This is a genomic window from Streptomyces europaeiscabiei, from assembly GCF_001550375.1.
GTDB lineage: Bacteria > Actinomycetota > Actinomycetes > Streptomycetales > Streptomycetaceae > Streptomyces > Streptomyces europaeiscabiei.
Genome location: NZ_LRTR01000524.1, coordinates 1 through 10,746, shown reverse-complemented (window position 1 = coordinate 10,746; position 10,746 = coordinate 1). Strand labels below are relative to the sequence as shown.

At 70.3% G+C, this 10,746-nt stretch carries 15 protein-coding genes, 1 pseudogene and 1 riboswitch; of the genes and pseudogenes, 8 read left to right on the top strand and 8 right to left on the bottom strand.

Going from position 1 to position 10,746, the window contains the following annotated elements:
* The 5 genes and pseudogenes from AWZ10_RS25855 to AWZ10_RS25835 form a co-directional block, all read right to left on the bottom strand.
* Positions 1-163 (bottom strand): annotated as a pseudogene (locus AWZ10_RS25855) (urease accessory protein UreF); the annotation flags it as partial.
* A 78-nt stretch (positions 164-241) separates the two neighbouring features.
* Positions 242-1,963, bottom strand: coding sequence for an urease subunit alpha (locus AWZ10_RS25850; RefSeq protein ID WP_060892119.1), 1,722 nt, complete (start codon positions 1,961-1,963; stop codon positions 242-244).
* The gene (locus AWZ10_RS25845; RefSeq protein WP_037704926.1) at positions 1,956-2,267 is read right to left on the bottom strand and encodes an urease subunit beta; all 312 of its coding nucleotides are present in this window, start codon (positions 2,265-2,267) and stop codon (positions 1,956-1,958) included. The genes AWZ10_RS25850 and AWZ10_RS25845 overlap by 8 nt, the downstream gene beginning before the upstream one ends.
* Before the next feature lie 9 nt (positions 2,268-2,276).
* Positions 2,277-2,579, bottom strand: a complete 303-nt coding sequence (locus tag AWZ10_RS25840) for an urease subunit gamma (protein WP_060892121.1) — start codon at positions 2,577-2,579, stop codon at positions 2,277-2,279.
* Between the two features lie 275 nt (positions 2,580-2,854).
* Complete coding sequence (locus tag AWZ10_RS25835; RefSeq protein ID WP_046709867.1) at positions 2,855-3,484, bottom strand: TetR/AcrR family transcriptional regulator; 630 nt, start codon at positions 3,482-3,484, stop codon at positions 2,855-2,857.
* 162 nt (positions 3,485-3,646) lie between these two features.
* Here AWZ10_RS25835 and AWZ10_RS25830 point away from each other — a divergent pair, with 162 nt between their 5' ends.
* Positions 3,647-4,747: an ABC transporter permease gene (locus tag AWZ10_RS25830; RefSeq protein ID WP_060892118.1), complete on the top strand. Its 1,101-nt coding sequence runs from the start codon at positions 3,647-3,649 to the stop codon at positions 4,745-4,747.
* Positions 4,748-4,989: 242 nt separating this feature from the next.
* On the opposite strand, the gene AWZ10_RS25825 is transcribed toward AWZ10_RS25830, so the two are convergent.
* Complete coding sequence (locus tag AWZ10_RS25825) at positions 4,990-5,268, bottom strand: type II toxin-antitoxin system Phd/YefM family antitoxin (RefSeq protein WP_037705200.1); 279 nt, start codon at positions 5,266-5,268, stop codon at positions 4,990-4,992.
* A 240-nt stretch (positions 5,269-5,508) separates the two neighbouring features.
* Between AWZ10_RS25825 and AWZ10_RS25820 the strand changes: the two genes are divergently transcribed.
* From AWZ10_RS25820 to AWZ10_RS25800, 5 genes are all read left to right on the top strand, one after another.
* A complete protein-coding gene (locus AWZ10_RS25820; RefSeq protein ID WP_052769789.1) occupies positions 5,509-5,820 on the top strand; it encodes a hypothetical protein in 312 nt (103 codons plus the stop codon).
* A 128-nt stretch (positions 5,821-5,948) separates the two neighbouring features.
* On the top strand, positions 5,949-6,605 hold the full coding sequence (locus tag AWZ10_RS25815) for an ATP-dependent Clp protease proteolytic subunit (protein WP_060892117.1): 657 nt from the start codon (positions 5,949-5,951) through the stop codon (positions 6,603-6,605).
* A gap of 7 nt (positions 6,606-6,612) precedes the next feature.
* The gene (locus AWZ10_RS25810; protein WP_046709637.1) at positions 6,613-6,930 is read left to right on the top strand and encodes a hypothetical protein; all 318 of its coding nucleotides are present in this window, start codon (positions 6,613-6,615) and stop codon (positions 6,928-6,930) included.
* Positions 6,931-7,302: 372 nt separating this feature from the next.
* A riboswitch (cyclic di-AMP (ydaO/yuaA leader) is annotated at positions 7,303-7,473 on the top strand.
* A gap of 3 nt (positions 7,474-7,476) precedes the next feature.
* Positions 7,477-7,950 carry a C40 family peptidase gene (locus AWZ10_RS25805; protein ID WP_046709638.1) on the top strand — a complete coding sequence of 158 codons (474 nt, stop codon included), beginning with the start codon at positions 7,477-7,479 and terminating at the stop codon, positions 7,948-7,950.
* A 208-nt stretch (positions 7,951-8,158) separates the two neighbouring features.
* Positions 8,159-8,641 carry a DUF6328 family protein gene (locus AWZ10_RS25800; RefSeq protein ID WP_107417494.1) on the top strand — a complete coding sequence of 161 codons (483 nt, stop codon included), beginning with the start codon at positions 8,159-8,161 and terminating at the stop codon, positions 8,639-8,641.
* Here AWZ10_RS25800 and AWZ10_RS25795 read toward each other — a convergent pair.
* Positions 8,613-9,071, bottom strand: coding sequence for an ATP-binding protein (locus AWZ10_RS25795; RefSeq protein ID WP_046708641.1), 459 nt, complete (start codon positions 9,069-9,071; stop codon positions 8,613-8,615). The two genes, AWZ10_RS25800 and AWZ10_RS25795, sit on opposite strands and share 29 nt — an antisense overlap.
* Positions 9,072-9,318: 247 nt before the next feature.
* Here AWZ10_RS25795 and AWZ10_RS25790 point away from each other — a divergent pair, with 247 nt between their 5' ends.
* Positions 9,319-10,179 (top strand): helix-turn-helix domain-containing protein, encoded by an 861-nt coding sequence (locus tag AWZ10_RS25790; protein WP_046708642.1) that lies wholly within the window; start codon positions 9,319-9,321, stop codon positions 10,177-10,179.
* A 9-nt stretch (positions 10,180-10,188) separates the two neighbouring features.
* Positions 10,189-10,413 (top strand): DUF397 domain-containing protein, encoded by a 225-nt coding sequence (locus tag AWZ10_RS25785; RefSeq protein WP_060892116.1) that lies wholly within the window; start codon positions 10,189-10,191, stop codon positions 10,411-10,413.
* A 57-nt stretch (positions 10,414-10,470) separates the two neighbouring features.
* Here AWZ10_RS25785 and AWZ10_RS25780 read toward each other — a convergent pair.
* The coding region (locus tag AWZ10_RS25780; protein WP_159058335.1) for an aminotransferase class I/II-fold pyridoxal phosphate-dependent enzyme at positions 10,471-10,746 on the bottom strand (276 nt) is incomplete at its 5' end.

The window sequence follows — 10,746 nt, the reverse complement described above, 5'->3', positions numbered from 1 at the left end:
CCACCAGCCCCGCCGTGTGCAACCGCCCCCGGCAGAACGCCTCCAGCTCCCGCGCCCCGGTGATCAGCCCGGCCTTGACGGCCGCCTCGGCCCCGCCGGAGTGCGCGTGCCCTCCGGCGGGGAACCGGCCGTCGGCCAGGACGAGAAGCGCGGCCCTAGACAACCCGGACCCCGAACATCAGGCATCGCGCCCCGAGCACCGGGCATCGCGCCTCGGCCATCACGCATCCCACCTCGGCCATCAGAAGAGGAAGTACCGCTGCGCCATGGGAAGTTCGGCGGCCGGCGTAGCCTCCACCAACTCCCCGTCGATGTGCACGGCGAAGCTGTCGGGGTCGACGCGCACCTCGGGCCGCGCGTCGTTCTCGCGCATGTCGGCCTTGGTGACCCCACGGGTCGACTCGATGGCGACGAACCGCTTCCCCAGCGAGAGCCGCTCCGGCAGCCCGTCCTCGATGGCGAGCGGCGCCACGAAGTTGAACGAGTTCGAGGCGGGCGCCCGCCCGATGGCCCCGAACATGGGACGCGGAAGGATCGGCTGCGGGGTGGGGATGGAGGCGTTCGCGTCGCCCATCTGCGCGTACGCGATCTGCCCGCCCTTGATCACGAGCTGCGGCTTGACGCCGAAGAACGCGGGGTCCCAGACGACGAGGTCGGCGAGCTTGCCCGTCTCGACGGAGCCGATCTCGCGGGCGAGCCCCTGTGCGAGGGCGGGGTTGATCGTGTACTTGGCGACATAGCGACGTACTCGACGGTTGTCCGCACGGCCGTCGCCCGGCAACGCACCCCGCCGCCGCTTCATCACGTGAGCGGTCTGCCAGGTCCGCAGGATGACCTCGCCGACCCGGCCCATGGCCTGCGCGTCGGAGGAGATGATCGAGATGGCGCCCAGGTCGTGCAGGATGTCCTCGGCGCCGATGGTGGACGGCCGGATACGGGACTCCGCGAACGCGAGGTCCTCCGGCACGGCCGCGTTCAGGTGGTGGCAGACCATCAGCATGTCGAGGTGTTCCTCGGCGGTGTTGACGGTGTAGGGCCGGGTCGGGTTGGTGGAGCTGGGCAGCACGTGCGGCTCGGACACCACGGTCATGATGTCGGGCGCGTGCCCGCCGCCGGCGCCCTCGGTGTGGTACGCGTGGATGCCGCGTCCGGCGATCGCGGCGAGCGTGTCACCGACGAACCCGGCCTCGTTGAGCGTGTCCGTGTGGATGGCGACCTGGATGCCCGTCCGGTCGGCGACGGTCAGGGAGGCGTCGATGACGGCCGGGGTCGAACCCCAGTCCTCGTGCAGCTTGAGGCCGAGGGCGCCGCCCCGGATCTGGGACAGCATCGCCTCGTGCGAGACCGTGTTGCCCTTGCCGAGGAAGCCGATGTTCAGCGGGTACTGCTCCATCGCCTCCAGCATCCGGGCGAGGTGCCAGGGGCCGGGGGTGACCGTCGTGGCCTTCGAGCCCTCCGCCGGTCCCGTACCGCCACCGACCAGTGTCGTGACACCGGACGACAGCGCCTCGTCGGCGATCTGCGGGCAGATGAAGTGGACGTGGGCGTCGACGGCACCGGCGGTGACGATCCGCCCGTTGCCCGCGATGATCTCCGTCTCGGGGCCGATGACCAGGTCGGGGTGGATCCCGTCCATGGTGTCGGGGTTGCCGGCCTTGCCGATACCGGTGATCCGGCCGTCACGGATGCCGATGTCGGCCTTGACGACGCCCCAGTGATCGATGATCACCGCACCGGTGATGACCGTGTCCGGGGTGCCTTCTGCGCGCGTAGCACGCGCCTGGCCCATGGATTCGCGGATGACCTTGCCGCCGCCGAACACGGCCTCGTCACCGGCGAGTCCGGGCCCGCCGGAACGGTCCTCCTCGATCTCGACGAACAGATCGGTGTCGGCGAGCCGGACGCGGTCGCCGGTGGTGGGGCCGAACAGGTCCGCGTACGCGGCACGTGAGATCTCAGGCATCGAGGGCACCTCCGGTCTCCCCGCGCAGACCCGGCACGATGCGGGCGCCGACGAGCGGGACGAGTTCCACGTCGACGGGGATCCCGGGCTCGAAGCGCACGGCGGTGCCGGCGGCGACGTTCAGCCGCCTGCCGTGCGCGGCGGCACGGTCGAACTCCAGGCCGGGGTTCGCCTCGGCGAAGTGGTAGTGGGAGCCGACCTGGACGGGCCGGTCGGCGGCGTTGAGGACGGTGAGCCGGGTGACCTCACGGCCCTCGTTGTAGACGATCGGGTCCTCGGCGAAGAGGATCTCTCCGGGAATCATCGAGGCCCCTCAGACGATCGGATCGTGGACGGTGACGAGCTTGGTGCCGTCCGGGAAGGTCGCCTCGACCTGGACGTCGTGGATCATCTCGGGGATGCCCTCCATGACGTCGTCGCGGGTGAGCAACTGCCGCCCGGACACCATGAGTTCGGCCACCGTACGGCCGTCCCGCGCACCTTCGAGGATGTGCGCGGTGATGAGCGCGACGGCCTCGGGGTGATTCAGCTTCAGCCCGCGGGCCCGGCGCTTCTCCGCCACGTCGGCCGCCACATGGATCAGCAGCCTCTCCTGCTCGTGCGGGGTCAGTTGCACGGCGTCCACCTCACATCCTCGCTCCGGACCGTGCGGGGTCCGGTTGCCTCACCACCGGACACATTCCCTGGTGGCGTGGCCGCAGGCTAATTGGGTGGCGTTTCGGCAACGTTAACCGGACCGTGATCCGCGTGCGTCGCCCCGCCCCGGACCGGGTCGGTCCGCCGACGCCCCACGCACGTCCCACGCACGTCCCACGCACGTCCCGCGCACGTGCCACGCACGTCCCGCGCACGTGCCACGCACGTGCCACGCACGTGCCACGCACGTGCCGCTCAGCTCCGGGCGTCCTTGTCCTCCATGCTCATCAGCGCCTTCACGCCCAGCTCCACCACCTGGATCGGTACGGCGCCGAAGAGCGCGTACTGGGCCGCGAAACCCTGGGCGAGCGCGACCATCGTGCGCGCCACGCTGAGGGCGGGGATGTCGGCGCGCATCATCCCCGCGTCCTGATACCCCTCGACGATCTTGATCCATGGCCTGCGGACCTGGGCGAACCCGTTGTCGAGGATCGCGTGCAGCTCGGGATTGCGCAGCGTCTCGGCCCACACCTGGACCATCAGCCTCGGATACAGGGACTCCTCCGCCTCGCCGAACGACGGCTGCCGGTGCAGGATCCGGCGCAGGACCGCCCCGATCAGCACGTCCGGCGGTGGCGGCGGGGTCTGCAGCGCGGCCTCCTCGAACGACTCGCGCAGCTCGCCGAGGACCTCCCCGACGATCGCCGCGATCAGCTCCTCCTTGCCGCTGAAGTACCGGTAGACCGCCCCGGCGGAGAGGTCGGCCTCCTTCAGCACGTCCTGCATGGACGTGGCGTGGAACCCGTTACGGGCGAAGCAGCGGGCGGCGGCTTCGAGGATCTGGCGGCGGCGGGCGTCGAGACGTTCCTGGGATACGCGGGGCATGGCCCAAAAGTAAAACGAACGTTCCTTCTTGACAAGCCGCAGAGCCGAGAGCATGGTGATTCAAGAAAACGAACGATCCTTCTTTTTACGGCCCACCGCCGCCCACCGTTGCCGTGCGACCACTGCGGCGACTCCCACACCCACTCCCCACCAAGGAGAGCCATGTCCGCCCCGTCCGCTGCACCCACCGCGGCCCAGGCCACCGACACAGGCGCCGGCACCACCCCCGCCGTCGCCGCCGTCGGCACATCGACTCCGGCCCGTCCGGTTCCCCCGAATCGCCGTATGGTCGCGGTCGTCATCCTGATCCCGATCATCGCGGCGCTCGCGCTCTGGGCCTTCGCCTGGCCCAACGCCCGGACCGCGCCCCGCGACCTTCCGCTCGGTGTGGCCGGACCGGCCACCGCCGTCGCCCAGGTCGAGCAGCAGCTGAAGCAGCGGGAGGGCGCCTTCGAGATCCACCGCTACACCGACGAGGCGGCCGCCCGGGACGCGATCGAGGACCGGACCGTATACGGCGCGGTGGTCGTCACCCAGGCCGGACCCAAGCTGCTCACCGCCTCGGCCGCGAGCCCGATGGTCGCCCAGTTGCTGCAGCAGGCCGTGACCCAGCAGGCCGCCGAGGAGGGTGTCCGGGTCGCGACCACCGATGTGGTGGCCACCTCGCCGAACGACCCGCGGGGCTCGGCCTTCGGTGCGAGCGTGCTGCCGCTGGCCCTCGCAGGCACCGCCTCCGGCGCCATGGTCACCCTGTTCGGGCTGCGCCGGGGGCGTGCGGCCGGCGCGTTGGTCGGGGCCGCCGTGCTGGTCGGGTTGGCCGCCGCCGCGATCGCGGACAGCTGGCTGGGCGTGCTCGGCGGGCACTGGTGGGTCGAGGCCGGCGTGTTGAGCCTGGCGACCCTGGCGGTCGGCGCCACCGTGGCCGGACTCGCCGCATTGTTCGGCAAGGCGGGCATCGGCCTGGGCGCCCTGCTCATCGTGTTCTTCGGCAACCCCTTCGCGGGCGCATCCACCGCACCCCAGATGCTCCCCGAGCCGGCGGGCGCACTCGGCCGGCTCCTCCCGCCGGGTGCGGGTGCCTCGCTGCTGCGCTCGGTGTCCTTCTTCGACGGCGCCGCCGCCCTCGCCCCGTCCCTCGTCCTGACCGGGTGGGCGACCTTCGGCCTGGCGGCCGTCCTGCTGGGCGACCTGCTCAAGCGCCGTCCGAAGCCCACGGAGCGGACCTCCGCCGAACCGGCCCCGGCACCGGTCCCGGCGCACTGATCCGCCGCGGAGCCGAGCCCGACCACCACCACCCGGAACGGCCGTGCGCCCCGCTGTAGCGGACGGGGCGCACGGCCTTTGGACTGCCGGGCACAACCGCGCCGCACGCGGGGCCACACGCACGGACCGAACGGGGAACGAACACGGGCCGACACGGGTCCGCGAACGAGCGTGGGACGCCGAACGCGCGCCCCGGACCCCGCACCGCGGACCGCGGACCGCGGACCGCGGACAGGCGGCCCCTACGAAGCCCCCGACCCCCGATGCTCCGCCGCGATGCCGAACCTCTGCTGTTCCCTCGGCGAGGGGGCGACCTCGCGGACTCGGGAGACGGCGCTGATCACCGGCTCGTCCGCGGGTTCCTGGAGGGCTTCGAGCTGCTCCAGGTCGGCGGCGGAGACCAGGGCGACGAGGGGCTTTCCGTGTCGTGTCACAACGACGCGCTCGCCGCCGTAGACCACGCGGTTGATCAGATCGGCGAGCTCAGCCCTGGCTTGCGTCACCGGAATCTCGTAGGCCATGGAGTCCAGTTTAGACCGGGCGCCGCGCACCGCCCTGAGCGGAAGATTCCATTCTGGCCCACGGCGATCACTCCGTTCGTACGATCGGGGCCGACCTCCCCAGGAGGTGCCCATGACAATCGAACGGGGGAAGCGACGTCCGGCTTTTCCAGGCGTTCACTGCTCGGGTACTCGGGGTCGGCGGCTGCGGGGGCGGCACTCGCGTCGAGCGGCACGGCACACGCGGCCACGGCGGTGAGTGTGGGCGTCGAGAGCGCACACGCGGCCACGGCGGTGAGCTTGGGCGCCGAGAGCAGTGCGGCGGCGGTGGAGTTCCCGCCCGGCACCGAGTTCTCGGGGAGTTCCGGCCCGAGCGTGGAGGAAGAGGACGCCCACTACTCCTTGAAGATCGGCTTCACGGTGGAGATCTGCGGAGTGAACGGCGACACGCCGCCGGAGGAGAACGTCGTCACGCCCGCCGCGACAGCGAGCGCCCTCTCCGAGATCGCGGCCGCGAAGGGCTGGCCGCCGATCACCTTCTCGGGCAGACCGGCCCCCGCGGCAATCAACTGAACTCGCTCCACCCGCACCCCATGGCCCCCCGGACCACCCCGGTCCGGGGAGCCATGGACCCTCCCCCTCCCCATCGCCTCGTACGCCCTGTACATTCTGTACAGAAGTCACTCAGAGGAGGCGTGCCCATGCCCGCGAACCGACCGTCGGCCCGTCAACCGTCGGCCCGTCATGTGCTGCCAGAGTTCACCGAGCGCACCAGTGCGGGTCAGCGAACGATGGATCCGTACTCGAAGCTGCTGGAGGAACGGATCGTGTTCCTCGGGACGCAGATCGACGACACGTCGGCGAACGATGTGATGGCGCAGTTCATGTACCTCGAGTACCAGTCGCCGGACCGCGACATCGCGCTCTACATCAACTCGCCCGGCGGCTCGTTCAGCGCGATGACGGCGCTCTACGACACGATCCGGTACGTCACCTGTGACGTGGAGACCATCTGCCTGGGGCAGGCGGGGCTGGCCGCCGCGGTGCTGCTGGCGGCGGGCACGCCGGGCAAGCGGTTCATGCTGCCGGGGGCACGCGTACTGATCCACCAGCCGGCGGTGGCCGACCGGATCGAGGGGCAGGCGAGCGATCTGGTGATCCAGGCCGAGGAGTTGACGCGCAACCGCCGGAAGCTGGAGGAGATGCTGGTCCGGCACACGGGGCAGAGCCCGGAGCGGGTCGGCGCCGACATCGAGCGGGACAAGTTCCTGGACGCCGGAGCGGCGGTGGAGTACGGCCTGGCCGACCAGGTGATCCAGAGCCGCAAGACCTCGCGCACGCTCCCCGGCGCGAGGTGAGGCGCTGATGCTCCCACCCGAACTGCCGCCGTTGCCCGCGCTCACACGCGCCGAGGCGGAGCTGGTCGACTGCTATCTGGACGTGGTCGATCTGCTCGGCCGGATCAATCCGGCTCGGCCGGGCGACACCTACAGCGGGCTGCGGGCGGCGCAGGCGCTCGTCGCCAAGGCGACCGCTCTGCGCGAGGCGCTCGAACTGATGCACAGGCGCGGGGAGAACGAGGTGCACGCCCCGACACTCGCGCGCGCCCTGCGGGTCCTCGACGGCGAGCGACGTGCCGGCCGGGTGGCACTGCCGCCGGAGCCGGAGGACTCACCCGCCTGAACCGATCCCGGGTCGCTCTCCGTACTACTGACGGAGTGTCCGGTCCGGCCTTCGCGCCCTCCGGACGGCCTACCGCGATCGACCCATCGGCCCATACGTCGTGAGGACCTGTGAAGTTGCGCAACACGCCTGGTACATGGCCGGAACGCCACATTCCATTGCTGGTGCGGACCTCCTCGACCACTGGGACACACTTGCCGAAAACACCCTGTCCACCCGAACGGGCGAGTGGTGAGTAAGACCACAAATCCCCGGTTCCGTTGGGATTTTCGGACTTCAGTGCGCCAAGATCCCTTCCTGACGACAAGCCCCCGCCGCAGCGGCGGGGCGATCCGGGTGGACGCCGAGTCCTGCCGCCGCCCGGATGACCGGTCGACAGAAGTGCATCGGCAGGAGTGGAGGACCCAAGCACGACGGGTCGCCGGAACGGTCAAGCCATGACCGCGCCGAGCAGCCCTTGGGGTGAAGCCGCGTCAGCGGCCGGGCAACTTCGCCAGCCCGAATCCGACAGGTCATCCTTCACAGGCGGCTGACGAAGGGTTGCGCATGACTGCGCTGAATCGTGTCCCGTCGCTGTTGACCCGGGCCGGTACGGCCTCGGCTCTCACCATCGCCGCAGTGAGCGGCAGCATCGTGGTACCGGGCGCCGCATCCGGCGCCGAGGCCGCCACCGTGGCGTCGAAGGCACTCAAGGTCGCGGCTTCCAAGAAGGGCTCCCCTTACAAGTACGGCGCCACGGGCCCGGGCAGGTTCGACTGCTCAGGGCTGACGCTCTACTCGTTCAAGAAGGCGGGCAAGAAGCTGCCCCGTACTGCTCAGCAGCAGTACAACAAGACGAAGCACATCTCCGCGGGCAACCGCAAACTCGGAGACCTCGTCTTCTTCCACTCGGGATCGAGCGTGTACCACGTCGGGATCTACGCGGGGAAGGGAAAGATCTGGCACTCGCCGAAGACGGGTGACGTCGTCAAGCTGCAGAAGCTCTGGACGAAGAGCGTCTGGTACGGCCGGGTCCGCTGACTCACCGTCGGGGGCGGCGGGGCTCTCCGCCGCCCCCGACGGGCGTGTCACGGCCGGAAGTGGCTACGTTCACCCATGGCCGAAGAACGCGCCCACCCCGCACCTAACGAGACACCCCCCTCGAAGCACATAACGACACACCCCCTCGAACGCGTCGACCGCTCGGTTTCTCCGAGCCGCTCCACGAGTTGCGGTCACCCGGACCGGGGTGCGGATCCTCTTCGCGTTCCTGCTGACACCGGGCCTTCACACCGCGCTCCCGGGCCCTGACTCCGTACAGCGCGCCACCTACGTGGTGCCCCTGCCGCCGACGGTCCTCGCGGCGACGCCCTTCACCGTCACGGCCGCCCTGCACCGCTCGCTCTTCCAGCAGAACGTCGAGCCCGCCATCGCGCAGGCGGCCTCCTCCCGGCCGACCACCGCGGGCCTGATCGTGCTGATGCCTGCCGCCACCGGATCGGTCCTGCTCGTCGTGGACGTGACGGTCGACCGGAAGGCCGGGATCGCCGCCGGGGCCGCCACGCTCCTCGCGCGCCTGATCCTGTGGGCCGTGCTCCCGAAGCCGGTGGGACGCCCCTCCGACCACGATGCCCCTCCGACCACGATGCCCCTCCGACCACGACACCACGCCGACGTCGGCGGCCGCCGCGCAGGAGAGCCCGTCAGGTCTCCTGCGGACCGCCTGCGGTGACCGGCTGTACGGGGGCCGTCCACGGAAGTTCGATCGCCACCGTCTTTCCGCCCTCCCGGGTGGGTCTGACGCTCAGCCTGCCGCCGAACTCGGCGGTCAGCCAGCGGATGATGACCATGCCCCGGCCGTTGTCCTGCTGGACGGCGGCCGGCAGACGTTTCGGAAAGCGTGGATGGCTGTCGGTGACACCGATACGCAGGCGCTCGTCCCGGTCGAGCGCGAGGTCCACGGTGAAGGTGGGCGACTGACCCAGCGTGTGCTGGACGGCGTTGGTGGCGAGTTCGGACACGATCAGGCGCACGGTGTCCGCGATGTCGGTGTCACCCGGCAGGCCCCATTCGGCGAGCACGGTGGCGACGTAGTTCCGGGCCGCGGACACCGAGGCGGGATCGCTCGGCAGAGTGACGGATGCTTCCAGGTGATCTGCCATGGCGAGGCGTCCCTTTCCCACGGGACCGGTGTCCGACAGGGAGCGGATGGTTCGACTACGGTCCCGGACTGGTGCTTCGCGCCAGACTGCCACTACCTGGGCTGTCACGAGGGGCGATCCACCAAGATGTGCATATATCTGTCGCTCGAAGCGGTGAACTATCCGACGGCCGACCGTATTCGGGTGGGGTCTTCGTCCATCCTCTGTCGTCACCCCGACTTCGCGCGCCGGGCGGAAGGAGGATCCCATGCAGTACGGTCCGGCGGTGCGCCGCCGCAAGCTCGGTGCCGAGTTGCGTGTCCTGCGCACCCGTTCCGCGCTCACGAGCATCGAGGCGGCCCATCGCGTGGGCTGGCACCAGTCGAAGGTGAGCCGGATCGAGACGGGCGCCAGCGGGGTGAAGCCCGCGGACGTCCGCAAGCTCCTGGACGCGTACGGGATCGAGGACACCGGGTTACGGGAGCTACTCCTCGCGCTCGCGGGCTCCGAGGACGGTGGCGGGCGGCACAACTGGTGGCACGCGTACCGGGGCGTACTACCGCCGACGTACCGGGACTTCATCAGTCTGGAGTCGCAGGCCGGGGGGATGCGGACGCTGGAGACCTCGGTGGTGCCGGGTCTGCTGCAGATCCCCGAGTACGCGCGGGCGGTGACACGGGCCGCGGTGGAGGGGCTGGAAGACGACAAACTCGACGCGCTCGTGGAGGTGCGGCTCGCGCGGCAGGAAGTTCTGCGCGGGAGGCCGCCGATGGAGCTGAGCGCCGTGCTCGACGAGGGCGTTCTCCGACGCGAGGTGGGCGGTCCCGAGATCATGGCCCGGCAGCTGGCCCGTCTGGTCGAGGCGGCGCGGCTGCCTCAGGTGCGACTGCAGGTACTCCCGTTCACTGCCGGGGCGCACATCGGCGTCACCGGACCTTTCGTAATCTTCTCATTTCCGAGCACTTCCGATCTGGACGTGGTTGTTCTCGACCACTTGACGAGTAGCCTCTACCTCGAACGGAAAGAAGACCTCAAGGCGTATGTCGAGGCCTTCAACACCCTTCAGATCCACGCCCTTTCGCCCGAGGACTCGTTGGATTACATCGCCGGGCTAGCCGCCGGCGCGTAAGGAGGCACCATGTCCGCTCTGCCTCGGAACGTACCCACCAGTACCGAACTGCGCGGAGTGCGATGGCTGCGCAGCAGCCGCAGTACAGGGATGAACAACTGTGTGGAGACGGCCCGTCCCCGGTCCGGCCGCTGGGCCGGCCTGGTGGCCGTGCGCGACTCGAAGAACATGGCAGGGCCCGCCCTGCTGTTCGACCCCGATGCCTGGGAGGGATTCATCACCACGCTGCGGTGACCACCACCGACAGCGTTCGTACTTCCGCTTGTGGCGACGCTCGGCCGGGACGCCGACTCACGGTCGCGTATCGCCGATGATCCCCACGGCTCGGTCGATCTGCCCCTCCGTGAGATCCGCGCGGGCGGTCAACCGCAACCGCGAGACACCGTCGGGCACGGACGGTGGGCGGAAACAGCCGACGGCGAGACCCGCCGCCCGGCAGTTGGCAGCCCACCGGACCGCCTGATCCGGCGACGGCGCGCGTACGGACACCACGGCGGCGTCGGGCCGCACCGCTTCATGGCCCGACGCCGTCAGCCGTGTGTGCAGCTCCCTCGCCACCGCGCGGGC

What these genes read in the sequence shown, in the direction of transcription:
- AWZ10_RS25850 (WP_060892119.1), bottom strand. Translation starts at nt 1,963, where the DNA reads ATGCCTGAGATCTCACGTGCCGCGTACGCGGACCTGTTCGGCCCCACC.
- AWZ10_RS25845 (WP_037704926.1), bottom strand. Translation starts at nt 2,267, where the DNA reads ATGATTCCCGGAGAGATCCTCTTCGCCGAGGACCCGATCGTCTACAAC.
- AWZ10_RS25835 (WP_046709867.1), bottom strand. Translation starts at nt 3,484, where the DNA reads ATGCCCCGCGTATCCCAGGAACGTCTCGACGCCCGCCGCCGCCAGATC.
- AWZ10_RS25830 (WP_060892118.1), top strand. Translation starts at nt 3,647, where the DNA reads ATGTCCGCCCCGTCCGCTGCACCCACCGCGGCCCAGGCCACCGACACA.
- AWZ10_RS25825 (WP_037705200.1), bottom strand. Translation starts at nt 5,268, where the DNA reads ATGGCCTACGAGATTCCGGTGACGCAAGCCAGGGCTGAGCTCGCCGAT.
- AWZ10_RS25815 (WP_060892117.1), top strand. Translation starts at nt 5,949, where the DNA reads ATGCCCGCGAACCGACCGTCGGCCCGTCAACCGTCGGCCCGTCATGTG.
- AWZ10_RS25810 (WP_046709637.1), top strand. Translation starts at nt 6,613, where the DNA reads ATGCTCCCACCCGAACTGCCGCCGTTGCCCGCGCTCACACGCGCCGAG.
- AWZ10_RS25805 (WP_046709638.1), top strand. Translation starts at nt 7,477, where the DNA reads ATGACTGCGCTGAATCGTGTCCCGTCGCTGTTGACCCGGGCCGGTACG.
- AWZ10_RS25795 (WP_046708641.1), bottom strand. Translation starts at nt 9,071, where the DNA reads ATGGCAGATCACCTGGAAGCATCCGTCACTCTGCCGAGCGATCCCGCC.
- AWZ10_RS25790 (WP_046708642.1), top strand. Translation starts at nt 9,319, where the DNA reads ATGCAGTACGGTCCGGCGGTGCGCCGCCGCAAGCTCGGTGCCGAGTTG.
- AWZ10_RS25785 (WP_060892116.1), top strand. Translation starts at nt 10,189, where the DNA reads ATGTCCGCTCTGCCTCGGAACGTACCCACCAGTACCGAACTGCGCGGA.